Source organism: Amycolatopsis sp. PSD-21 (assembly GCF_055561455.1).
Genome location: NZ_CM145712.1, coordinates 5,279,849 through 5,303,087, shown reverse-complemented (window position 1 = coordinate 5,303,087; position 23,239 = coordinate 5,279,849). Strand labels below are relative to the sequence as shown.

Annotated in this window: 19 protein-coding genes and 1 tRNA gene; 18 read left to right on the top strand and 2 right to left on the bottom strand. The window is 69.7% G+C overall.

All coding sequences use genetic code 11. The features are described from left to right. The first annotated feature begins 347 nt into the window (after positions 1-347). The 5 genes from ACZ1DY_RS24935 (at position 348) to ACZ1DY_RS24915 (ending at position 6,281) form a co-directional block, all read left to right on the top strand. Positions 348-419, top strand: a tRNA-Val gene (locus ACZ1DY_RS24935). Positions 420-1,290: 871 nt separating this feature from the next. After that, entirely contained in the window at positions 1,291-2,817 is a 1,527-nt protein-coding gene (locus tag ACZ1DY_RS24930; RefSeq protein ID WP_465481025.1) for a sugar transferase, read from the top strand. A 108-nt stretch (positions 2,818-2,925) separates the two neighbouring features. Then, positions 2,926-3,540, top strand: a complete 615-nt coding sequence (locus ACZ1DY_RS24925; RefSeq protein ID WP_192741987.1) for a malonic semialdehyde reductase — start codon at positions 2,926-2,928, stop codon at positions 3,538-3,540. A gap of 180 nt (positions 3,541-3,720) precedes the next feature. Continuing rightward, positions 3,721-5,748 carry a threonine--tRNA ligase gene (gene thrS, locus ACZ1DY_RS24920; protein WP_465481024.1) on the top strand — a complete coding sequence of 676 codons (2,028 nt, stop codon included), beginning with the start codon at positions 3,721-3,723 and terminating at the stop codon, positions 5,746-5,748. Further along, positions 5,745-6,281, top strand: coding sequence for an HIT family protein (locus ACZ1DY_RS24915; RefSeq protein WP_257486183.1), 537 nt, complete (start codon positions 5,745-5,747; stop codon positions 6,279-6,281). Before thrS ends, ACZ1DY_RS24915 begins: the two co-directional genes overlap by 4 nt. A 78-nt stretch (positions 6,282-6,359) precedes the next feature. On the opposite strand, the gene ACZ1DY_RS24910 is transcribed toward ACZ1DY_RS24915, so the two are convergent. After that, positions 6,360-6,902, bottom strand: coding sequence for a YceI family protein (locus ACZ1DY_RS24910; RefSeq protein ID WP_034307837.1), 543 nt, complete (start codon positions 6,900-6,902; stop codon positions 6,360-6,362). Positions 6,903-7,020: 118 nt separating this feature from the next. Between ACZ1DY_RS24910 and ACZ1DY_RS24905 the strand changes: the two genes are divergently transcribed. From ACZ1DY_RS24905 to ACZ1DY_RS24880, 6 genes are all read left to right on the top strand, one after another. Continuing rightward, positions 7,021-7,563, top strand: coding sequence for a MarR family winged helix-turn-helix transcriptional regulator (locus ACZ1DY_RS24905; protein ID WP_257486184.1), 543 nt, complete (start codon positions 7,021-7,023; stop codon positions 7,561-7,563). Between the two features lie 103 nt (positions 7,564-7,666). After that, positions 7,667-8,308 carry a phosphatidylinositol phosphate synthase gene (pgsA, locus tag ACZ1DY_RS24900; protein ID WP_016334780.1) on the top strand — a complete coding sequence of 214 codons (642 nt, stop codon included), beginning with the start codon at positions 7,667-7,669 and terminating at the stop codon, positions 8,306-8,308. Further along, positions 8,305-9,222, top strand: coding sequence for a phosphatidylinositol mannoside acyltransferase (locus ACZ1DY_RS24895; protein WP_034307832.1), 918 nt, complete (start codon positions 8,305-8,307; stop codon positions 9,220-9,222). The genes pgsA and ACZ1DY_RS24895 overlap by 4 nt, the downstream gene beginning before the upstream one ends. 22 nt (positions 9,223-9,244) lie before the next feature. After that, positions 9,245-10,390 carry a glycosyltransferase family 4 protein gene (locus tag ACZ1DY_RS24890; protein ID WP_126734628.1) on the top strand — a complete coding sequence of 382 codons (1,146 nt, stop codon included), beginning with the start codon at positions 9,245-9,247 and terminating at the stop codon, positions 10,388-10,390. Continuing rightward, complete coding sequence (locus ACZ1DY_RS24885; RefSeq protein WP_257486186.1) at positions 10,387-10,869, top strand: NUDIX hydrolase; 483 nt, start codon at positions 10,387-10,389, stop codon at positions 10,867-10,869. The genes ACZ1DY_RS24890 and ACZ1DY_RS24885 overlap by 4 nt, the downstream gene beginning before the upstream one ends. A 12-nt stretch (positions 10,870-10,881) precedes the next feature. Beyond that, the gene (locus tag ACZ1DY_RS24880) at positions 10,882-11,343 is read left to right on the top strand and encodes an XdhC family protein (RefSeq protein WP_126734626.1); all 462 of its coding nucleotides are present in this window, start codon (positions 10,882-10,884) and stop codon (positions 11,341-11,343) included. Here the strand turns inward: ACZ1DY_RS24880 and ACZ1DY_RS24875 are convergent. Continuing rightward, positions 11,337-13,445: an elongation factor G-like protein EF-G2 gene (locus tag ACZ1DY_RS24875; protein WP_257486188.1), complete on the bottom strand. Its 2,109-nt coding sequence runs from the start codon at positions 13,443-13,445 to the stop codon at positions 11,337-11,339. The genes ACZ1DY_RS24880 and ACZ1DY_RS24875 overlap by 7 nt on opposite strands. Before the next feature lie 164 nt (positions 13,446-13,609). On the opposite strand from ACZ1DY_RS24875, the gene ACZ1DY_RS24870 reads away from it, so the two are divergent. From ACZ1DY_RS24870 to asnB, 7 genes are all read left to right on the top strand, one after another. After that, positions 13,610-15,028: an FAD-binding oxidoreductase gene (locus tag ACZ1DY_RS24870; RefSeq protein WP_465481023.1), complete on the top strand. Its 1,419-nt coding sequence runs from the start codon at positions 13,610-13,612 to the stop codon at positions 15,026-15,028. 140 nt (positions 15,029-15,168) lie between these two features. After that, a complete protein-coding gene (gene pdxS / locus ACZ1DY_RS24865) occupies positions 15,169-16,083 on the top strand; it encodes a pyridoxal 5'-phosphate synthase lyase subunit PdxS (RefSeq protein WP_007034941.1) in 915 nt (304 codons plus the stop codon). A 265-nt stretch (positions 16,084-16,348) separates the two neighbouring features. Continuing rightward, positions 16,349-16,966, top strand: a complete 618-nt coding sequence (locus ACZ1DY_RS24860) for a VldE C-terminal domain-containing protein (RefSeq protein ID WP_465481022.1) — start codon at positions 16,349-16,351, stop codon at positions 16,964-16,966. Next, entirely contained in the window at positions 16,963-19,113 is a 2,151-nt protein-coding gene (locus tag ACZ1DY_RS24855) for a prolyl oligopeptidase family serine peptidase (RefSeq protein ID WP_465481021.1), read from the top strand. Before ACZ1DY_RS24860 ends, ACZ1DY_RS24855 begins: the two co-directional genes overlap by 4 nt. Further along, positions 19,110-20,360: an MFS transporter gene (locus ACZ1DY_RS24850; RefSeq protein ID WP_465481020.1), complete on the top strand. Its 1,251-nt coding sequence runs from the start codon at positions 19,110-19,112 to the stop codon at positions 20,358-20,360. The genes ACZ1DY_RS24855 and ACZ1DY_RS24850 overlap by 4 nt, the downstream gene beginning before the upstream one ends. A gap of 9 nt (positions 20,361-20,369) precedes the next feature. Further along, positions 20,370-21,473 (top strand): DUF1611 domain-containing protein, encoded by a 1,104-nt coding sequence (locus ACZ1DY_RS24845; protein ID WP_465481019.1) that lies wholly within the window; start codon positions 20,370-20,372, stop codon positions 21,471-21,473. Between the two features lie 13 nt (positions 21,474-21,486). Further along, positions 21,487-23,229: an asparagine synthase (glutamine-hydrolyzing) gene (gene asnB, locus ACZ1DY_RS24840; protein ID WP_465481018.1), complete on the top strand. Its 1,743-nt coding sequence runs from the start codon at positions 21,487-21,489 to the stop codon at positions 23,227-23,229. Positions 23,230-23,239 lie beyond the last annotated feature (10 nt).

The window sequence follows — 23,239 nt, the reverse complement described above, 5'->3', positions numbered from 1 at the left end:
GGCGATGATGTGACGTATCGGCCGGCTGATCGGAACGCGGTTTTGCCGCAGATCACCCGGACGGGGTCATCGGACCCCGGGTCACCCCATCATCACCCGCGCGACGCGCAGCCATCCATGCGCCCTGCAGGCAGTCCACATGTACATACTGCGCGGTTTAGTCGTCACGCGATAGCACCGTCGCACGAATGTCGAAACGCGTCGCGGGCGGCCCCCGGCCGGGACAGCCCCGGCTAGCTCGCGGTTGTTCGCTCCGTATTTGCTGGTGAGCGGAGTGTGGTCGGACGGAACCACCCGTTTGCAGGCCCCCTAAAGTCGTGGGGTAGAGTCTGCCGGACACCGCGAGCGGGCGATTAGCTCAGCGGGAGAGCGCTTCGTTCACACCGAAGAGGTCACTGGTTCGATCCCAGTATCGCCCACCGGATGAAGGCCCTGGACCGATGGTCCGGGGCCTTGATTCATTCTCGGGGGTGCGCCGTCCGGCGGCAGTCGATCCCCAGGTCGGACGCGGGTTGTGTGGGGGCGGTACTTCTGCCGTCCCGGGCGGCGCCACCGGCGCGGCCGAATCCGCCCGCCTGACCGCCGGTCACGGTTCGACGATCTCCGAAGCCTCTCGTTCCGGCCGGTGTGGACACTCGCCGGAGATCGCGTGTCACGTCGTGAAAATGTCGCACGATCCGGCCATTGAGACATCTTTGTGATCCTCGGCACGAAGTGTCCGCCGAAAGGTCCAGACCACGAGAAAGGTGATGTGGGACATGGCCGGGCGGCTCACCCGTCCGGCCGCGGCGGCGGAGTCGCCGTGATGCTGACGTGATGTGACGAAACGCCACTCCGGTGACCGATTGACAAGGTAGGTCGGCTCGCGGTGGGCGCGCCGGGCGGCCGCCCCTCCGCCGGGGTCGTGAAATCCACAGTGGACCGACCGGAGATCGACTCGCCGGAACAGTCCACTGTGGAGTTTTCGGGGCTGTTCGGCCGATCGGGGAGGCAGTGCTCCAAGTGGCCGCGAGACAGGGGAATTCGTGACTACTTTGAGTAGTTGTTCGCAGGATACGGTCTATTACGCATCGTCATCATGTTGTTATCGACACGGCATTCATTTGCCGGATGCTCGCCAAGGGTGTGGCTGGAAATCCTTGTAACGATGGCCGGAGAGTGGCCGATACCTTGGCGTGTGTCGCCCCATCGGCCGCGGAGAGACCTTGAGAATCGATCACTCTTCGAGATCACTCTCATTTACTCAGCGTGTTGATCCGGCGTTCGGGAATCCCCTCTCCGGGAGGTCTGATGGAAGAGTCGGTGCGGCCGTCGTCCACCGTCAACGGGACGCCGCAGCACATCGACCTTCAGTCGATCCCGCTTCCCCCGCAACGGGATGCGGGCCATGCCGCCGCGGTCGACACGATGTCGGCACGGCCGCCATACGCGGCTTGGGAATCGCGCTACCGCGCCTGGGTCATCGGTAGTGACGTTTTCACCGCTTTCGTGCTCATCGTGATGAGCGCCTTCTTGATCGATCGATCCGATCCGCACGACATGCACGCGCTCGGTACCGCCGCGGCCTTCCTGTTCGGGCTGTCGGTCTGCCGTGCCTGGAGTCCGCGTGTGCTGGGCGAGGGTGCGGAGGAGTACCGGACGCTGGGGCGCGGCTTGGTGACCACGGCTGTTCTGGTCGCCTTGGGCGGCCTGCTCTTCGGGGCGCTCGCCGTGCAGCCGTGGGTCTTCATCGTCGTCCCGATGATCTCCGTCTTCATGTTCCTGCAGCGGTACGCGCTGAGACAGGTGCTGCACCGGCGCAGGCGGCTCGGTGAATGCCTGCTGCCGGTGCTCGCGGCGGGAAGCCCCGACACGGTCGCCGATCTGATCGCGCGCACCAAGGCCGATCCTCATGTCGGCTGGCGGGTGGAAGCCGTCTGCACGTATTCCGGTGCCGGCGCGGAACGGGGGAGCGGCGAGGTGGAAGGCGTCCCGGTCGTCGGGAAGCTCGACGATCTCGCGGGCCACGTCCGCCGCGGCGGCTACCGGGTGGTCGCCGTGACGGCCGACCAGCACTGGAACCCGAAACGCCTGCAGCGGCTCGCCTGGGATCTCGAAGGCACTTCGGCCGAGATGGTGGTGGCGCCGATGCTGATGGAGGTCGCCGGTCCCCGGCTGAACGTCTCCGGCGTGCTCGGCATGCCGCTGCTGCGGGTCACCGCGCCGATGTTCACCGGCGGCCGCCGCCTGGTGAAGGAGGCGCTCGACCGGTTCGGTTCCGCCCTGCTCCTCACCCTCGTTTCCCCGTTGCTGCTGGTGATCGCGGTCGCGATCCGGCTCGACGACAGCGGCCCGGTGATCTACCGGCAGCGCCGCGTCGGCCGCGACGGTCACACCTTCACGATGCTGAAGTTCCGCACGATGGTCACGGACGCCGACAAGCTGAAGCGGGAACTCCAGGCGGAAAACGAAGGCGCGGGCCCGTTGTTCAAGATGCGGAAGGACCCGAGGGTCACCCGGGTCGGTGGACTGCTTCGCCGGTACTCCCTCGACGAGCTGCCGCAGTTGTTCAACGTCGTGAGCGGGCGCATGTCGCTCGTCGGCCCTCGCCCGCCGCTGCCCGAGGAGACCGCGAAGTACGCTCCGGACGCGCGCCGCCGTCTCCTGGTCAAGCCGGGGCTGACCGGGCTGTGGCAGGTCAGCGGCCGCAGCGACCTCAGCTGGGCCGAGAGCATCCGCCTCGACCTGCGTTACGTCGAGGACTGGTCGCTCGCCCTCGACCTGGTGATCCTGTGGAAGACCTTCCGTGCCGTGGTGCAGGGGCGAGGTGCCTACTGACGCGTTTCTGTGACCGTACCCACACGAAGAGATAGTTGAGCGAGAAATAGTTCAGCGCTCAACTAGGTTGGGACGGGTACAGGACGCGTACGGAAGGAAGATCCACCCATGACCACCAGCGTTGAGCCGACCGAAGCCTTGAACCTCCCGCAGGACGTTCAGGACCTGTTGTTCCGCGAGGCCCGCACCGCGAACAACTTCAGCGACGAGCCGGTGACCGACGAGCAGATCCGCGCGATCTACGAGCTGGTCAAATGGGCCCCGACATCGATGAACAACCAGCCGCTGCGCGCGCTGGTCATCCGCACCGAAGAGGGCAAGAAGCGCCTCGCGCCGCTGATGTCCGAGGGCAACCGCGCCAAGACCGAGGCCGCGCCGGTGACGGTCGTGCTGGCCGCCGACACCGAGTTCCACGAGAACCTGCCGCGGACGTTCCCGCACTTCCCGGGCGCCAAGGACCTGTTCGCCGACGAGGCGGGCCGCGTCGAGACGGCCAAGCTCAACGCGCTGCTGCAGGTCGGTTACTTCATCATCGGCGTCCGCGCCGCAGGGCTGGCCGCCGGCCCGATGACCGGCTTCGACGCCGAGGGCATCGACAAGGAGTTCTTCGCGGACAAGCCGTGGAAGTCCCTCGTCGTGATCAACGTCGGCAAGCCGGGCGAGAACCCCTGGTTCGACCGCCTGCCGCGGCTGGACTTCGACGAGGTCGTCGAGACCGTCTGACCTCGTTCCCCGGTACGCGAAGGCCTCTTTCCGATGGGAAGGAGGCCTTCGTGGTGCTTGGGGTAATGCGCGTGAGCCGCGCGGTGGGTGACGACTAACATCACACGAAACATCCGCCTTCATCGCGAGGAGTCCATCGTGTCCCAGCCGTCGTCAGTAGCAGCCGCAACCGCCCCTCGCGTGGTGGTACCGGCCGGCACTACGGCGGGCACCGCGGTCCGCGAAGCCGGGCTGCCGACCAAGGGGCCGGACACGATCGTCGTCGTGCGCGACGCCGAGGGCAACCTCCGCGACCTTTCCTGGGCCCCGGAGTCCGAGGTCGAGGTCGAAGCCGTCGCGGCGAACACCGAGGACGGCCGCAGCGTCATCCGTCACTCGGCCGCCCACGTGCTCGCCCAGGCCGTGCAGCAGCAGTTCCCGCAGGCCAAGCTCGGCATCGGGCCGCCGGTCAAGGACGGCTTCTACTACGACTTCGCCGTCGACACCCCGTTCACCCCGGAAGACCTGCAGGCGCTCGAAAAGCGCATGAAGCAGATCGTGAAGGGCGCGCAGCAGTTCTCCCGCCGCGTCTTCGACTCGGTCGACGAGGCGAAGAAGGAACTGGCCGACGAGCCGTTCAAGCTGGAACTCGTGGACATCAAGTCCGAAGACTCCACAGTGGACACCTCCGAGGTGATGGAGGTGGGCGGCGGCGAGCTGACCATCTACGACAACCTCGACCCGCGCACCAAGGAGCGCGTGTGGAGCGACCTCTGCCGCGGCCCGCACGTGCCGACCACCAAGTTCATCCCGGCGTTCAAGCTCACCCGCGTCGCCGCCGCGTACTGGCGCGGTGACGACAAGAACCCGCAGCTGCAGCGGATCTACGGCACCGCTTGGGAATCCGCCGAGGCGCAGGACGTCTACCTGGAGCGCCTGGCCGAGGCCGAGCGGCGTGACCACCGCAAGCTCGGTGTCGAGCTGGACCTGTTCTCCTTCCCCGACGAGATCGGCTCGGGGCTGCCGGTGTTCCACCCCAAGGGCGGGATCATCCGGCAGGAGATGGAGAACTACTCGCGCCAGCGGCACGTCGAAGCCGGGTACGACTTCGTCTACTCGCCGCACATCACCAAGGGCGCGCTGTTCGAGACCTCCGGTCACCTCGACTGGTACCGCGACGGCATGTACCCGGCGATGCACCTCGACGCCGAGCACAACGAGGACGGTTCGGTCCGCAAACCCGGCCAGGACTACTACCTCAAGCCGATGAACTGCCCGTTCCACGACCTGATCTTCCGTTCGCGCGGGCGTTCCTACCGGGAACTGCCGCTGCGGATGTTCGAGTTCGGCTCCGTGTACCGCTACGAGAAGTCCGGCGTGATCCACGGCCTGACCCGCGTGCGCGGTATGACGCAGGACGACGCGCACATCTTCTGCACCCTGGAGCAGGTCCCCGGTGAGCTGAAGTCCCTTTTGGACTTCGTGCTGAACCTGTTGCGCGACTACGGTCTCGACGACTTCTACCTCGAACTGTCCACTCGGAACGAAGAGAAGTACATCGGTTCCGAAGAGGTCTGGGCCGAGGCGACCGAGGTGCTGCGCACCGCCGCCGTGGACTCCGGGCTGGAGCTGGTGCCGGATCCGGGTGGCGCCGCGTTCTACGGGCCGAAGATCTCCGTGCAGGCGAAGGACGCGCTGGGCCGCACCTGGCAGATGTCGACCATCCAGCTGGACTTCATGCTGCCCGAGAAGTTCGAGCTGGAGTACACCGCGGGCGACGGCAGCCGCCAGCGCCCGGTGATGATCCACCGCGCGCTGTTCGGTTCGATCGAGCGGTTCTTCGGCGTGCTGACCGAGCACTACGCGGGCGCGTTCCCGGCGTGGCTGTCGCCGGTCCAGGTGGTCGGCATCCCGATCACCGAGGACCAGGTCGAGCACCTGCGCGGGGTCGAGAAGGCGCTGCGGGCCAAGGGGATCCGGGTCAACGTCGACGCGAGCGACGACCGGATGCAGAAGAAGATCCGCACCCACACCACGCAGAAGGTGCCCTTCATGCTCCTGGCGGGCGCGAAGGACGTCGAGGCGGGCGCGGTGTCGTTCCGGTTCCGCGACGGCGGCCAGATCAACGGTGTCCCAGTGGCGGACGCGGTCGAGGCGATCGCCGGCTGGGTCCAGCGCCGCGAGAACGCTTCGCCGACCGTGGCGGGCTTGGAGGCGGTACTCCGGTGACGGGCCCCGATGGCCCTGAAGTCGTCGGACAGGACGGTGTGGGGGTCCCGGACGCGTTGCAGCGCCTGTGGACCCCGCACCGGCTCGCCTACGTGCAAGGGTCGAAGAAGCCCGATGAGGGCTGCCCGTTCTGCCATCTTCCCGGGAAGAGTGACGAAGACGCGCTGATCATCGCGCGCGGGAAGACCGTGTACGTGGTGCTGAACCTGTACCCGTACAACCCCGGTCACCTGATGGCGGTGCCGTACCGCCATGTCGCGGACTACACGGACCTGACGGCGGACGAGACCGTCGAGGTGGCGGAGTTCACCCAGCACGCGATGCGGGTGATCCGTGAGGTTTCGTCGGCGCACGGGTTCAACATCGGGATGAACCAGGGCGTGATCGCCGGCGCGGGGATCGCCGCGCATCTGCACCAGCACGTGGTGCCGCGGTGGGGTGGCGACGCGAACTTCATGCCGGTGATCGGGCATACGAAGGTGCTGCCGCAGTTGCTGGGGGAGACCCGGCAACTGCTCGCGGATGCCTGGTAGGTCGCCTGGGCTGTGAAGCGCGTGAAGGCCCCCTTCCCTCGGCTCAGCCGAGGGAAGGGGGCCTTCACGCGCGGTGGCTCAGGCGTTGAGCGCGGCCTGCAGCTCGATGTCGATCTTGACCTTCTCGGACAGGAAGGCGTTGCCCTCCGGGCCGATGCCGAAGTCGCGACGGTTCACGGTCGCGGTGGCCGAGACGCCGAGGGTGGTGGCGTTGTCGTTGGCCGGGTTGGTGCCGATGCCGTTGAACTCGGCCTCGAGCGAGACCGGGACGGTCTTGCCGCGCCAGGTGAGCTCGCCGTCGATGACGTAGTCGCCACCGTCCTCGCGGATGCCGGTGGAGCGGAACGTGATGACCGGGTGCTCGTCGACGTGGAAGAAGTCTTCGGACTTGAGGTGCGTGTCGCGCCCGTCGACACCGCTGGCGACCGACGAGGCGTCGATCTCGACGGTGACCGACGAGTCGAGGATGTTGTCGGCGGTGACGACCTCACCGGTGAAGGCGGTGAAGTTGCCCCGGGACTTGGCCAGGCCGAGGTGCTTCACGGTGTAGGCGATGTCGGAGTGGGCGGTGTCGATCGTCCACTTGCCTGCGACGTAGCCCGGGATCTCGGTGGTGGTCATGAAAGTCGATCTCCAAAAAGTCTGGGTGCGTTCGTGGTGAACCCTCGTCTGGTTGAGCGCTCAACCATGACTGTAGCGCAATTTGGTTGAGCGTTCAACCAGGGGTAGAATGGGTGGCATGTCCGAACCCCGATGGCTCTCCGACGAGGAGCAAAAAGTCTGGCGCGACTTCTCCGCGGCCACGCGCATGCTGCAAGCGCACCTGGAGGGCCAGCTTCAGCACGAGGCGGGCATGCCCCACACCTACTACGAAGTGCTCGTCGCCCTGTCCGAGGCCCCGGACCGGCGGCTGCGGATGAGCGAACTGGCCGACGCGCGCAAGGCGTCGCGCAGCAGGCTCTCCCACGCGGTCGCGCGGCTCGAGGCGAACGGCTGGGTGCGCCGTGAGTCGTGTCCGACGGACAAACGCGGCTCCTGGGCGGTCCTGACTCCCGCGGGTTTCGCCGCGCTGGAGGAGGCCGCGCCCGGGCACGTCGAGGCCGTCCGCGAGAGCCTCTTCGACCCGCTGACCCCCGAACAGGTGAAGGCACTCGGCGAGATCAGCGCCGCCGTCCTGGGGCGGTTGTCGCCGAAATGCGCCGCCGCCGAGGCGGAACTGGCGCTCCGGGAAGAGACCCTCGCGGACCTCGAGGACTCGGCCGAACTGGCCAAAGCGGACTGACCGGAACCCGGTCCGGGGGCGGGCGCGACGACGGGTGTCGGTGCGGGTGGATAGGCTTCGGGCGGCCACCCGACCCTGCTGCTTAGGTGCACCTGAAGAACCGATGCTCAACATTTTCGCGCGCGCCTCCGTTTCCCGCGTCACCGACCCGATGGGGAAGGTGCTCGTGCGCGCCGGTCTGACCCCGAACGCGATGACCGTCATCGGCACGGCCGGGGCGGTGCTGTGCGCACTCGGGTTCTTTCCCAACGACATGCTGCTGTGGGGCACCTTCACCGTCTGGGGCTTCGCGATGCTGGACCTGCTCGACGGCGCGATGGCCCGCGCCCGCGGGTACGGCACGGCGTTCGGGGCCGTCCTCGACGCGACCTGCGACAGGCTGGTCGACGGCGCGTTGTTCGCCGCGATCGCGTGGTGGTGCTTCGTCCACGACGACAACCGCCCGGCCGCGGCCGCCGCGCTGATCTGCCTGGTGCTCGCGCAGGTCATCTCGTACGTCAAGGCCCGCGCCGAGGCCTCCGGGCTGGAGGCGGACGGCGGGCTCGTCGAACGCGCGGAACGCCTGATCATCGCCCTCGTGGGAACCGGACTGCACGGTCTGGGCGTTCCGTACACCGTGGACATCACCCTCTGGCTGCTCGCGGTGCTTTCGGTGATCACCCTGCTGCAGCGGACGGCCGCGGTGGCCAAGGCGGCGAGGGCCGCCAAGGCGGCCGGGCCACCCGCCGCGGAGGGCGGGGCATGAGCGGGTTCTCCCAGCGGCTCAGCGACTTCGGGTACGCGGCGGGCTGGCGGCTCGCGCGCTGGCTGCCGGAGTCGGCGGGCGCGGTGACCTTCGGGCTCGGCGCCGATCTGGCCGTCCGGCGGGACGGCGGCGGCGTCCGCCAGCTGCGCCGCAACCTCGCCAGGGTCGTACCGCAGGCCGACGGTGTCGAACTCGACGAGCTGACCCGCCGCGCGATGCGCTCCTACGCCCGCTACTGGCACGAGATGTTCCGGCTGCCTTCGATGGACCACAAGGAGGTCAGCCGCAAGGTCGCCCAGTCGATCACCGGCGTGGAGAACCTCGACGCCGCCCTCGCCGAGGGCAACGGCGCGGTGATGGCGCTGCCGCACAGCGGGAACTGGGACGCCGCCGGCGTCTGGCTGGCGGACTACCTCGGCGGTTTCACCACGGTCGCGGAGCGCCTGAAACCCGAGTCGCTGTACCAGCGGTTCGTGTCCTACCGGGAATCGCTCGGCTTCGAGATCGTCCCGCTGACCGGCGACAGCTCCGCGATGCGCGTGCTGCTCAAGCGCCTGCGGGAGAACAAGGCGATCTGCCTGGTCGGCGACCGGGATCTGACGAATTCCGGCGTACCGGTGAAGTTCTTCGGCGAGCAGACCCGGATGCCGGGCGGACCCGCCAGGCTGGCCGCCACCACCGGTGCCGCGCTGATCCCCGCGGGGTGCTGGTTCACCGAGGACGGCTGGCAGATCCGGCTGCATCCGCGGATCCGGGTGACGAACCGGTCCGAGGTCCCGGCGGCCACGCAGGCGCTGGCGGACATCTTCGCCGGGGACATCGCGGCGCATCCGGCCGACTGGCACATGATGCAGAAGTTCTGGCTCTCCGACTTCGAAGCCGGGGAACAGGCCGCCCTCGGCGAAGCGAGCTGAGCCGATGGCTCAGGCGCGGGTCATGAAGATCGGGATCGTCTGCCCGTACTCGTTCGACGTACCGGGTGGCGTGCAGGGCCACGTCATCGATCTCGCGAAGGCGCTGCTGGCACGCGGGCATCAGGTCTCCGTCCTCGCTCCGGCGGACGAGGATTCCGACGTCCCGGATTTCGTCGTCCCCGCGGGGAAGGCGCTCGGCATCCCGTACAACGGCTCCGTCGCGCGGCTGCAGTTCGGCCCGGTGTCCTACGCCCGGGTGCGGCGGTGGATCCGCGACGGCGACTTCGACGTCCTGCACCTGCACGAGCCCGCCGCGCCGAGCCTCTCCCTCCTGGCGCTGAAGGTCGCGGACGGCCCGATCGTGGCGACCTTCCACACCGCGACGACGCGTTCGCGCACGCTGGCGGCGTTCCAGCCGGTGCTGCGGCCGCTGCTGGAGAAGATCACCGCGCGGATCGCGGTTTCGGCGCTGGCCCGCCGGGTCCAGGTCGAACACGCCGGCGGCGACGCGGTGGAGGTGCCCAATGGCGTCGACGTCGACTTCTTCTCCCGCGCGCTCCCGCTGGACGGCTACCCGCGCGCGGGCGGCACGGTCGGGTTCGTCGGGCGGTACACCGAGCCCCGCAAGGGGATGGGAGTACTGCTGGAGGCGTTGCGGATGCTGCTGCCGGAGTTCGAGGAGCTGCGCCTGCTGGTCGTCGGCCGTGGCGACGCCGATCAGCTCCGCCGCGAGGCCGGGCCGGAGCTGGCGCCGCATATCGCCCTGCTCGGCCAGGTCGACGACGAGACGAAGGCACGGGCGCTGCGCAGCGTCGACGTCTACTGCGCGCCGAACACGGGCGGCGAGAGTTTCGGGATGATCCTCACCGAGGCCATGGCGGCGGGCACGCCGGTGCTGGCGAGCGGGCTGGATTCGTTCCGCCGGGTGCTCGACGACGGCAAGGCCGGGATGCTGACCGAGACCGGCGACGCGGCGGCACTCGCCGACGGCCTGCGCGAACTGCTCGGTGACCCGGCCCGGCGGGTGTCGCTGGCGGCGGCCGCGGGGGAGCGGGTCGCGATGTTCGACTGGTCCGTGGTCACCACGCAGGTGCTGCGCGTGTACGAGACCGCGATCGCCGCCGATCCCCGGCGCGTCGGAGCGGGTGAACGCGAGTTCAGCCGATGACGACCTGGGTGTGGATCGGCGGTCTTGTGGCCGTGATCGTCGTGCTGGGCGGGCTTTTCCTGCTTGCGACGGCGAACAGGCTGGACCGGCTGCACGTCCGCACGGACGCGGGCTGGGCGGCGCTCGACGCGGCCCTCGCGCGGCGCGCCGTCGTCGCCAGGGCGGCCGCCGCGATCCTGGGCGACGAGGAGCTGCGCGCGCTGGGCGAGCGGGCCGAGCGGGCGCCGAGGCCGGATCGCGAAGCCGAGGAAAGCGAACTGACGTTGAGGCTGGCGCGCGTCGACCGGTCGGCCCTGCCGGCGCCGCTGGCCGAGGAGCTGACCGACGCCGAGCACCGCGTCGTCATCGCGCGGCGCGTGCACAACGACGCCGTCCGGGACACCCTGCATCTGCGGCGGCGGCGGAAGGTCCGGTACTTCGGACTCGCCGGGACCGCCCGGCTTCCGGAATACTTCGAGATCGCCGAACCCGAGCTGTAGGAGGACGGACCCGTGAGCGAGCGGCTGCTGGTGGCGGTGTTCGCGACGCCCGTGGCGTCGTTCCTCCTGCGCTACGGCAAGGATCTCGGCTACAAGGCGGTGCTGTTCGAGCCGGACGGCGCACGGGTGACCGACGTCGAGGACGGCTTGGACGCCCTCACGACGGTGCCGGATCTCGGCCCGGACGCCGACGTCGTCGTCACCGATCACGACCGGCCCGAGCTCGGCGAGGTCCTCAAGGCCGTGCTGGAGCGCCCGGCGCGGTGGGTCGGGGTGCTGGGCAATCCGCGCCATGCCGGCCCGCACGTCGCCGCGCTCAAGGCGCTGGACGTCCCCGACCGCGAGATCGCGCGGGTCCACCGCCCGGTCGGGCTGAACATCGGCTCACGCACGCCGCCCGAGATCGCCGTCGCCACCCTGGCCGGTCTGCTGGCCGACCGGAACGGGCGGCCGGGCGGCTTCGAGTTTCAGTAGGCCACCGCCCCTTCCGGCATCGGCTCGAACCGGGCGTGCCTGCGGGTGAACGTCGCCGTTCCCGAAGTCAGCGAACGCAGGTCGATCGCGTAGCGCAGGAGCTCGACCGCGGGGACCTCGGCGCGGATGACCGTGCGGCCGCCTTCACCCGATTCGGTACCGAGCACGCGGCCACGCCGGGACGAGAGATCACCCAGCACGGTGCCCAGGTGCTCGTCCGGAAGCCGCACCGCCACCTCTTCGAGCGGTTCGAGCAGCGCGATCTTGCCCGCCGCGGCGGCCTCCTTCAGCGCCAGTGCCCCCGCCGTCTGGAACGCGGCGTCCGACGAGTCGACGCTGTGCGCCTTGCCGTCGACGAGCGTCACCCGGATGTCGATCAGCGGATGGCCGTCGACGATCCCGCGCTGTGCCTGCGCCCGGACTCCCTTCTCGACGCTCGGGATGAACTGGTGCGGCACCGAGCCGCCGACGACCTTGTCCACGAACTCGAAGCCCGACCCCCTCGGCAGCGGCTGGACCTCGATGTCGCAGACGGCGAACTGGCCGTGCCCGCCGGACTGCTTGACATGCCGTCCGTGGCCCCGGCCCGGCCCGGCGAAGGTCGAACGCAGGCTGATGCGGACGGGCTCGGTGTCCACGTCGGCGCCTCCCGCGCGGAGCCGTGACAGCACGACGTCGGCGTGGGCCTCGCCCATGCACCACAGGACGAGCTGGTTGGTCTCGGCGTTGCGGTCCAGCCGGAGTGTCGGATCGCCCGCGACGAGCCGGGAAAGGTTGCGCGCCAAGGTGTCTTCGTCGCTGCGCGTCTTCGCGACGACGGCGACCGGCAGCAGTGGTTCCGGCATCGCCCACGGCTTCATGATCAGCGGATCGTCCGGTGAGGAAACGGTGTCGCCGGTCTCCGCCGAGCCGACCTTGGTGAGCGCGCAGAGGTCGCCCGCGACGCAGTACGGGACTTCGCGCAGGTTCGCCCCGAGCGGCGAGTACAGATGCGCGACCCGTTCGTCGGCGTCGTGATCCTCGTGGCCGCGTTCGGCGAGGCCGTGGCCCGAGACGTGCACCGGCCGTTCTGGGCGGAGCGTCCCGGAAAAGACCCGCACCAGGGACACCCTGCCGACGTAGGAGTCGACAGCGGTCCGGACCACCTCCGCCGCCAGCGGGCCGTCGGGATCGGCGCGGAGCCCGGCATGCGGTTCGCCGGTGGGGGAGGTGACCTCCGGCGGGACGTGCTCCAGCGGCGAGGGGAAGGCGCGCACGATCCCGTCGAGGACTTCGGCGAGCCCCACCCCGGTCGTCGAACACACCGGGATCACCGGATGGAAGGACCCGCGGGCGACGGCGGTCTCGAGGTCGGCGATCAGTGTGTCCTCGGCGATCTCCTCGCCGGCGAGGTACCGGTCCATCAGGGACTCGTCCTCGCTCTCGGCGATGACCCCTTCGATGAGTTCGTTACGGGCCTCGGTCATCCGGGCGAGATCGGCCTCGTCCGGCTCGCCGACCCGAGGTGGGAAGCCGTTCGAATAGTCGAAGTAGCGGCGCGTGATGAGCCCGACCAGCCCGTCGCGCGCGGGCAGGTACAGCGGCAGGACTCCGGCGCCGAAAGCCTCCTGACAGGCCGCGATCTCGCCGTCGGGGTCGGCGCGGTGATGGTCCAGCCGGGAGACGACCACCGCCCTCGGCATGCCGACGGCGGCGCATTCCTCCCAGACCGCGATCGTGGCCGCGTCGACGCCTTCCGCCGCGCAGACCACGAACAGCGCCGCGTCGGCGGCGCGGAGCCCGGCGCGCAGTTCGCCGACGAAATCGGCGTACCCCGGGGTGTCGATGAGGTTGATCTTGTGGCCCTGATGCAGCACCGGGGCGACCGAGAGACCGACCGACCGCTGCTGCCGGACCGCGGCGGGGTCGTGGTCGCATACCGTGGTGCCCTCGACCACCGAGCCCGCCCTGGTCACCGTGCCGGACGCGGCGAGCAGCGCTTCGGCGAGCGTCGTCTTGCCTGATCCCGACGGGCCGACCAGGACGACGTTGCGGACCTTCGCCGGGTCGTCCACAGCGACGGCGGCCCCGGAGTCTCCGTTCTTGCTCTGTTTGTCGGCCATGCCGGTCTCCTCACCACACGATGCCGCGTACAGGTGTGTCCTCGATCACACACCCGCGACGGGCGTCGCGGCAAGGCGACCGGCGAGGGAACCCCCGAATGTCGACCCGCCGTTATGCTCGATGGCGGACACCCGGAGGCGGATCCGACGGTGGGGGATGAGCGATGGAGCTCGACAGGCGAACCGTGTTGCGGCTGGCGGGGGCGGTCCCGGTGATGGCGGCGGTGCCCGCGGGGATCCCCGGTGGCGGTGGCCCGTGGGAACGGTTGCGCGCCCGGTTGACCGGTGAGCTGTTCCGGCCCGGCGACCCGGGGTACGACGAAAAGAGGCTCGGGTTCTTCAGCCTCTACGACCATCGGGTGCCCGCCGGTGTCGCGGTCTGCGCGACCGAGGACGACGTCCGGCACTGCGTCGATTTCGCGGCCAGGCAGCGGATTCCGATCGCGGCCCGCTCGGGCGGGCACAGCTACGCCGGATATTCCATTGTGGACAAAGGACTGGTCGTCGATCTGTCCCGGCTGAACCCGGTCCGGATCCTGTCCGGTGGCCGGGCGGAGATCGGGGCGGGCGCGCAGCTCGGTCAGGTGTACGAGGCCTTGGCCGCGGCGGGCCGCGCGTTGCCCGCCGGCAGTTGTCCCCAGGTCGGTATCGCCGGGCTGACCCTCGGCGGCGGGATCGGGGTCCTGGGCCGGAAGTACGGCCTGACCTGCGACAACGTCGAGTCCGTTCGCTTTGTCGGCGCGGACGGGAAGGTGCGCCTGGTGTCGGAGGAGACGGCGCCGGACCTGCTGTGGGCGTTGCGCGGCGGTGGCGGGGGCAACTTCGGCGTCGTCACGTCGTTCACCTTCCGGACGGCGGCGGCCAGGACGCTGGCGAACTTCAGCCTGGTCTTCCCGCCCGCCGCGCTGGCCGCGCTGGTCGCGGCCTGGCAGGAGTGGCAGCCCGCGATGCCGGACGAACTGTGGGCCGGGATGGGGCTCGGCGCGACGGCCGCGAACTGCGGCGGCTGCTTCGTGGGCACCGCCGCGCAGGTGAATCCGTTGCTGGACGATCTGGTCCGCCGCGTCGGCGTTCAGCCGACCGAACGCGTGGTGACCGAGCAGGGCCACCTGGCCGCGATGCGGACCTTCGCCGAGGAAGCCGAGTTCCCCGCCGCGGTCGCGCAGCGAGGTGAGTACGTGGCCACTTCGCGGATGCTGACCCATCCGGTGCCCGACCCCGACGCGCTCGCCGCGTTGCTGAGCAGCGATCCGCAGCTGTACTCGATCGTGGACGCGTACGGCGGCGCGATCGCGCGGGTGCCGTCGAGCGAGTCGTGCTTCCCGCACCGGTCCGCACTGGGCAGTGTCCAGATCATCCGCGGCCTGGACGGCGGCGAGGCGTACGCGCGCCAGGTGATCGGCCGGGTCCGTGACGAGCTCGGCCGGGAATACGGGCAGGCCGGGTACGTCAACTACATCGACCCGGAGATGCCCGAGTGGGCGAAGGCGTACTACGGCGACAGCCTGCCGCGCCTGCGGCGGGTGGCCCGGAAGTACGACCCGGACGGCCTGTTCGCCTTCGAGCAGGGCCTCGCCCGCTGACGAAACGCGGGGGAGGGGTGCGGGCCAGATCACCCAGTGGACTGCTGAAATCGCCGCGAACTGGCCTGCTTCAGAGGTCCAAAAGCGGCCTACCCTCGGAGGTGTCACCCCACCTCGCGCGCTTTCCGAAAGGTCCAGCAGTGTCTGACGACTCCACGAACACGGCCACCACCTCGCTCACCGGCACCGCCCGGGTCAAGCGCGGGATGGCGGAGATGCTCAAGGGCGGTGTGATCATGGACGTGGTCACCGCCGAACAGGCGAAGATCGCCGAGGACGCCGGCGCGGTCGCGGTGATGGCGCTCGAGCGGGTCCCCGCGGACATCCGCGCGCAGGGCGGCGTCGCCCGGATGAGCGACCCGGATCTGATCGACGGCATCATCGAGGCCGTTTCGATCCCCGTCATGGCGAAGGCCCGCATCGGCCACTTCGTCGAGGCGCAGCTGCTTCAGTCGCTCGGCGTCGACTACATCGACGAGTCCGAGGTGCTGACCCCGGCCGACTACGAGAACCACATCGACAAGTGGGCCTTCACGGTGCCCTTCGTCTGTGGTGCGACCAACCTCGGCGAAGCGCTGCGCCGGATCAACGAGGGCGCGGCGATGATCCGCTCCAAGGGCGAGGCCGGCACCGGCGACGTCTCGAACGCGACCACGCACATGCGCAAGATCCGCGCGGAGCTGCGCCGCCTTTCCTCGCTCCCCGAGGACGAGCTTTACGTTGCGGCGAAGGAACTCCAGGCCCCGTACGACCTCGTCAAGGAGGTCGCGGAGAAGGGCAAGCTCCCCGTCGTGCTGTTCACCGCCGGTGGTATCGCGACCCCGGCCGACGCCGCGATGATGATGCAGCTCGGTGCCGAAGGCGTGTTCGTCGGCTCCGGCATCTTCAAGTCCGGCAACCCGGCGCAGCGTGCCGAGGCGATCGTCAAGGCCACCACCTTCCACGACGACCCGGACGTCATCGCGAAGGTTTCGCGCGGCCTCGGCGAAGCGATGGTCGGCATCAACGTCGACGACGTTCCGGAGCCGCACCGTCTTTCCGAGCGCGGCTGGTAACGCCCACTCGACCGCGGACACGGCCCGGCGCTCAGCGATGAGCGCCGGGCCGTTTCCTGTGGATAGCAAGAATGGGGAGCGTTCGCCGACGAGCGGGCCAGGGCGGGTTGCCAAACCCTTTGGTCAAGAAGGCAGGCGAGCAATGCGGGTGACCGGGCAGAACTTGCCAGAAGTCTTGGTGGTAGCGCGAAGCTTCTGTTGACAGACTTGCCAAAGGTTGCCATGCTGGCGCTGTTCGTTGTCACGGCCGCATTGGAAGTGCTACGTGATCACTTCTCGACCTCTCAGCTCGCGCGCCACCGAAGACCAAACCACGGAAATCCTCCGTTCCACGACGGGTTGGCGTCCCGGCACCGTCGAGTGCCTTGTCGCGGCGCTCCGCGAGTTCGGGCCGGGAATCGACGATCCCGCCGTCCACGAGCCGCAGACCGGCATCTCGCCGGTGGCCCAGCCAGGTGTGGTCGCCTTCCGGGAGCTGGTGCTCCGGGCTTTTCCGGACACTGGCAGCCTCGGCATCCTCCGGCCCGCGCACGTTCCGGGACGCAGCGAGCACAAGGAGGGCCGGGCATGGGACTGGAAGGTCTGCCGTGACACCCAGGGCGAGCAGGCGGAGGAACTGCTGTCGTGGCTGCTGGCCACCGACCGGCACGGCAACGCGTTCGCGGCCGCCCGCCGGTTCGGGATCATGTACCTGATCTGGGATTCCCGGATCTGGGGCGCCTACGCGGCCGCACAGGGGTGGCGCCCGTACACCGGGCCGCACCCGCACACCGACCACGTCCACATCTCGTTCAGCCGCCGCGGCGCACGGGGGGAGACCTCGTGGTGGCGCCGGTTCGGCCTGGACATCATCGCGGATCCGGCTGCCAAGGAGGCACTGTGAAGACCACTCGTCCCGAATCGGTCCCGCTTCCCCCGTCCGCCCCGGTGCAGCCGACCGAACGGACCCTGCACGGCGAGACGGTCGTCGACGCCTTCGGGTGGATGCGGGACCACGCCGATCCCCGCCTGCGGGAATACCTGGTGCGCGAACGCGAGTACTTCGACGGTTACGCGCGGGAGATCGGTCCGCTCATCGACGAACTGGTCGCGGGAGCGGGCAGGCGCAAGGTCGGCGAGCGGCCTTTCAGCTGGCGGCTGGGTGATCACGAGTACTCCACCCGGCTCGCGGACGAGGGCGGGCGCTACACCCGCTACGTGCGCAGGGAGCTGAGCGAGGACGGGGAACCGGAAGTGGTGCTGGACCTCGGTGACCTCGCCAAGGGCCACGACTTCACCCGTATCGGCCTCTTCGAACCCAGCCCGGACGGCCGCTGGCTGGCCTACTCGGTCGATCACGTCGGCTACGAGTCCTACGAGCTCCGGTTCCGGGATCTGGCCACCGGCACCGATCTGCCGCGCACCAGGCAGGAGACGTACTACACCGGCGCCTGGGACGCGTCCTCGTCGACGTTCGTCTACGTGGTCCACGACGCCGCCATGCGGCCGTACCGGGTACTGGCGCACGACCTCACCGCGGACCCCGGCGTACCCGACGCCGTCCTGTGGAACGAGGAGGACGAGCACTTCACCACGACCGTCCGCACCACGCGCACCCATGACTGGCTCGTCATCACCAACCAGAGCCGGACCACGACCGAAGAACTCCTGCTCCCCACGGACGATTTCACCGCCACGCCACGGCCGGTCATGCCGCGGCGTCACGGCCGGGTGTACTTCGCCGACCACCAGCGGACGACCAGGGAGGACCGGCTGGTCGCACTCGTCGCGGAAGGCCGCGAGGAACGGCGGCTGGTCGGGCTCCCGCTCGCCGAGCTGGAAACGCAGCAATGGCGGGAAATCCTCGACCGCCGGGCGGACACGGCCTGGCAGCGGCTCGACGTGTTCGCCGCCGGACTGCTGCTCAGCGGGCACCGGCGGGGGACCACGGTGTTCACCTTGCTCGGTCCCGACGGCGCCACCCGCGATGTCACGCCGGCCAGCCCCGGCGGCTGTCTGATCTTCGAAGGCAGGAGGGACGCGCTCCGGGTCCAGATGGACCAGCGGACCACGTACGAGGCCGACGACATCGTGCTGACCGAGCACACGTTGTCCGGGCCTCCGCGCTACCGGCGTCTCTCCCTGCGCACCGGCGCCTGCGACACGCTCGACGAGGTCGCCGTCGCGGGGTTCGACCCCGGCGACTACCGCACCCGGAAGCTGTTCGCGGAGTCGGCGGACGGCACCGCGATACCGGTCACGATCGCCCACCGGGCCGACGTGCGGCCGGACGGCGGCAACCCCGCGGTCGTCTTCTGTTACGGCGCCTACGAACGGCCATGGGAACCGGTTTTCTCCCAGGAAGTGCTCAGTCTCCTGGACCGAGGCTTCGTCTACGCGATCGCGCACGTCCGCGGTGGTGGGGAGCTGGGCCGGTGCGGCTGGTTCGACGGGAGCATGCTGGCGACGCCCCAGTCGTTCCGCGACCTGGCCGCGGCCCGTGACCACCTGGTCGCGACCGGCTGGGCCCATGCCGGCGGGGTCGTCGCCCACGGCAGTTGCGCCGGCGGTGTGGCGGTCGGGCAGGCCTACACCGACACACCGGGCAAATGGGCGGGTGTCGTCGCCGAGGCGCCCGCGTGCGACCTGCTCAACGCCATGCTGGACGAGAAGCTCCCCCTCACGGTGAACGAGTGGGAGGAATGGGGCGATCCACGGGATCCGGCCATCTACCGGAGCATGCGTGAGTACGTCGCCTACGAAAACGTCTCCGATCTGCCGCGTCCGCCGCTGCTGGTGACCGCGTACGCCAACGATCCCCGGGTGCTGGTGCACGAGCCCGCGCGGTGGACGGCGGCGTTGCGGCAGGCGGACACCCACGGGAACACGATCCTGCTGCGCACCGAACTGGGCGACGGAGGCCACCACGGGCCGTCCGGGCCAGCACAAGTGGCCCGCGCGGCCGCGGAGATCACCGCGTTCGTGGTCGAGTCCGCGACCAGGGGAATGGCGGCGGGGGTGGACGACCGGGTCCAGGGAACGACAGCGTGACGAAGGGGCGGGAGTTTCCCGCTCGGTTGGCCGCGCTCCGGGACGAGCTGACCGCCTCCGGCGGCGGGTACCTGCTCGGCGCGACGCTCGCCCAGTCGGTCGGCCAGGGTGCCGCGATGGCCTGCAACGCGGTGTTCTTCGTCCATATCGTCGGGCTGGCTCCCGGGGAGGTCGGGGCGGTGCAGAGCGCCGCGGCGCTGACGTCGATGGCGCTGGCGGTGGTGATCGGGCCGATCGTGGACCGTACCGGGGCGCGGGCCGTCGCGTTCCGCCTCGGGCTGTCGATGGCCGGGGCGGTGGCCGCCTACGCGCTCGTCTTCGACCTCCTCGGCTTCGTCCTGGTGCATCTGCTGGTGGCGGCCTTGCGCACGGGGCGTCAAATAGGCGAGAACGCCCTGATCGGCCAGCTGGTCGATGCCCGCACGAAATTCCGCGCGTACCAGCGATCCGTGCAGAACATCGGATTCTCACTGGGAACGGCCGCCGCGGCGATCCCGCTCTATCTGGACACGAGGGCCGCCTACCTGGTGGTGATCTTCCTCAACGCCGCCGTGATCACCGTCGGCGCCTTGCTCCTTCGCGCGGTCCCCGGTGCGCCGGTGTCCGTCCCACGCCGGGCCAGGACGGCGTGGCGGGCCATCCGTGACCGCCGGTACGTCGCCGTCGGCCTGCTGTGCGGGCTGATGGAGATCCGCGACAGCGTGCTCACCGTGGGCCTGCCGCTGTGGGTGGTCTCGCATACCGACGCGCCGAAGCCGGTCGTCGCGGCGCTGCTGTTCGTGAACACGGCTTTGGTGATCACCCTGCAGGTGCGGGCTTCGAGGGGAGCGGCCACCGTGGGCGGCGCGGCCCGCGTCCTGTGTGCCGGCGGGGCCGCCCTCGCCGTCGGCTGCGTGCTGTTCGGGCTGGCCGGGGGGACCGGTGGGCTGTGGACCGTCGCCGTACTGGTGGCCGGAGCGGTGGTACTGACCTTCGGTGAGATGTGGACCTCGGCGAGCAGTTGGACGCTGAGCTATGACCTGGCCGACGCGGGCGCGCACGGTCAGTACCAGGGCGTGTTCGAGATGACTTCGGGCATCGGAGTGCTGGCCGGGCCGATCCTGTGCACCACCGTCGCCCTCTCCTTCGGGTTCTGGGGCTGGGCCGGGATCGGTGCCGGTTTCGTGATCGTGGGTCTCGCCGCGCGCCGCCTCGCCGGCCGCGGCGGGCCGGGCGTGCACCAGCCGGTGCCCGCCGGAACCGGATGAGGAGCCGAAATGGACAAGCTGGGCCGTATCGCCGTGCTCGCCGACGACGAGATCGTCCCCGAGCCGTCAAAGACACTGGTCGCGATTCTGCGGTATCGCTCCGACCGGGTCGTCGCGGTCATCGATCGGACCACCGCGGGTAAGGAAGCGGCCACCGTCGCCGGTTTCCCCGGAGAGCTGGGCATCCCGGTGGTACCGGACGTGCGGGCGGCGCTCGACGCGCACCGTCCCGACGCGGTGCTGCTGGCCGACGAGCCGGTCGGAGCGGCACTGCAGTCGTATTGGCGGGACCAGGTCCGGGTCGCGCTGGAGGCCGGGGTGGACGTCGTCAGCGGCCTGCACTTCCTGATCTCCGACGACCCGGAGCTCAGCGCCGTCGCCCGGCGCACCGGGGCGAAGATCCATGACCTGCGCAAGCCGCCTGCCGAGAAATACCTCACCCCGTTCGACGCCGAGGGCAGGCCGGTCCTGCACTTCCGTGACCACCGGCCCGGCAGCCGCACCGTGCTCGCGGTCGGCACCGACTGCTCCAGCGGCAAGATGACGACGATGCTCGAACTGGAGCGGGCACTGCGCGAAGGCGGGACGGACGCCTCGTTCCTGGCCACCGGTCAGGTCGGGATGATGATCTCCGGTGGCGGCGTCGCCGTCGACGGCCTGATCTCCGACTTCCTCAACAGCACGGTCGAGGACGTCGTGTTCCACGCCACGCAGGAGCACGACGTCGTCCTGGTGGAAGGCCAGGGCGCGCTCAACCACCCTCGCTACTCCGCCGTCACGCTCGGGCTGTTGCACGGCACGCGGCCGGACGCGATGGTGCTGTGCCACGACCTGCGGCGTACCGGGCTCGGCCTGCTGCCAGGGGTCGCGTTGCCCTCGATGCGACGGGCCATCGAGATCAACGAACAAGCGGCCAGGTGGGCCGATCCGGAGCGGGCCCCCCGGGTGGCCGGACTGTCGGTGGTCACCGCGGGACTCGACGACGGTGAGGCCCGTGCGGCCTTGAGGCGGTTGACGGACGAGACCGGCCTGCCCGCGACGGACGTGCTGCGGTACGGCGTCGACGCCTTGCTGCCCGCCGTCCTGCCTGGTCTTGTCGGTTCGGTTTCCTGACGCTGGAGGGGAAATGTGTGGTTTCTGCGGGGTGACCGGCGCGACGCCGCTGGAGGAGGCCGAGGTGGACTGGGTCGGGGAGGCCACCGGCCTGCTCGCCCACCGCGGCCCGGACGATGAGGGCCGCTACACCGGCGAAGGCGTGGCGCTGGGATTCCGGCGGCTCGCCATCGTCGATCCGTCGGAGGCGGGGCACCAGCCGATGATGTCCGCCGATGGCCGCTACCGGATGGTCTACAACGGCGAAATCTACAACGCCCCCCGGCTCGCCGCGGAACTGACGGCCAAGGGGGTGGAACTCAGATCCTCCAGTGACAGCGAGGTCCTGCTCGAACTGTTCGCTTTGTACGGGCCCGCCTGCCTGGACCGAGTGCGGGGGATGTTCGCGTTCGCGGTCTGGGACGCCGAGGAACGCACGCTGTTCGCCGCGCGGGACCCGTTCGGGATCAAGCCGTTCTACTACCGCCTGGACGGCACGTCGCTGCGGTTCGCCTCGGAGAAGAAGGCACTCGTCCGGCCCGGCGCGCATGGCCCGGTCGACCCCGAGTCGGTCCGCCGTTTCCTTTCGCTGCAGTATGTTCCCGGCCCGGGAACGATGTCGCCCCGGATCAGGGTGCTCCCGCCGGGTCACCAGTTGTCCTACGGACCCGACGGTGAGCTACGGGTGCGGCGGTATCACTCGCACGCGTTCCGTCCGGCGGCCGCGGCCCGGCCGGACACGGGACGGCGGATCCGCGAGGCGCTCGAGGACTCCGTGGCCGCGCATCTGCGCAGTGACGTCCCGGTCGGTTCTTTCCTCTCCGGCGGCGTCGATTCGGCGGTCGTCTGCGCGCTGGCCGCGACGCACGACAGTTCTTTGCAGACGTTCACAGTGGGCTTCGGCCGCGAGGGTTACAGCGAGATCGAGCACGCCGTGGCCACCGCGGACGCGCTCGGGGTGAAGTCCAATCCGTACTTCATCAGCGCGGAAGAGTTCGCCACGCGTCTGCCGGAGATCCTGGCGCAGTTCGACGAACCGTTCGCCGACGCGGCGGCCGTCGCGTTGTGGTTCCTGGCAAGGGAAGCACGCAAACAGGTCAAGGTGGTGCTCTCCGGCGAAGGCGCCGACGAGCTGTTCGGCGGCTATCACGTCTATCGCGGCACCGGAGAGGGATACCTGGGAGCGGATCTGGTCTACGAGCCGTCGGAGCTGGCGCTCGTCACCCCCTTGACCGGCGGCTCGGCCGACGAACTGGCGGCACCGCTGCGGGAACGGGCGCGGAAGGCGGGATGGGACCCGGTGACCCTGCGCCAGTCGGTCGATCTCGCGCTCTGGCTCCCCGGCGACATCCTGACCAAGGCCGACCGCATGACGATGGCCCACGGGCTCGAACTGCGTGTGCCCTTCCTCGACCGCGAGGTACTGGCCGCCGCGGAGACCTTGGCGTACAGCGAGAAGATCAGCCCGGACACGACGAAGTCCGCGCTGCGCGAGGCGGTCGCGGACCTCGTTCCGCCCGAGGTGGCCAGGCGGCCCAAGCTGGGCTTCCCGGTGCCGATCCGGTTCTGGCTCCGCGACGAGCTCTACGACTTCGCCGAGGCCGTCCTCACCGAAGCGGAGATCGGTGACTACCTCCATCGGGACACCGCGCTGACCATGCTCCGGGACTACCGGCGAGGGGACGACTTCGACTGGCGCCGCCTGTGGGTCTTGGTCTGTTTCGCGGTGTGGCACCGGATCCACGTCGAAGGGGTGGATCCTCGGCGCTTCGGCTGACCCTCGCCGG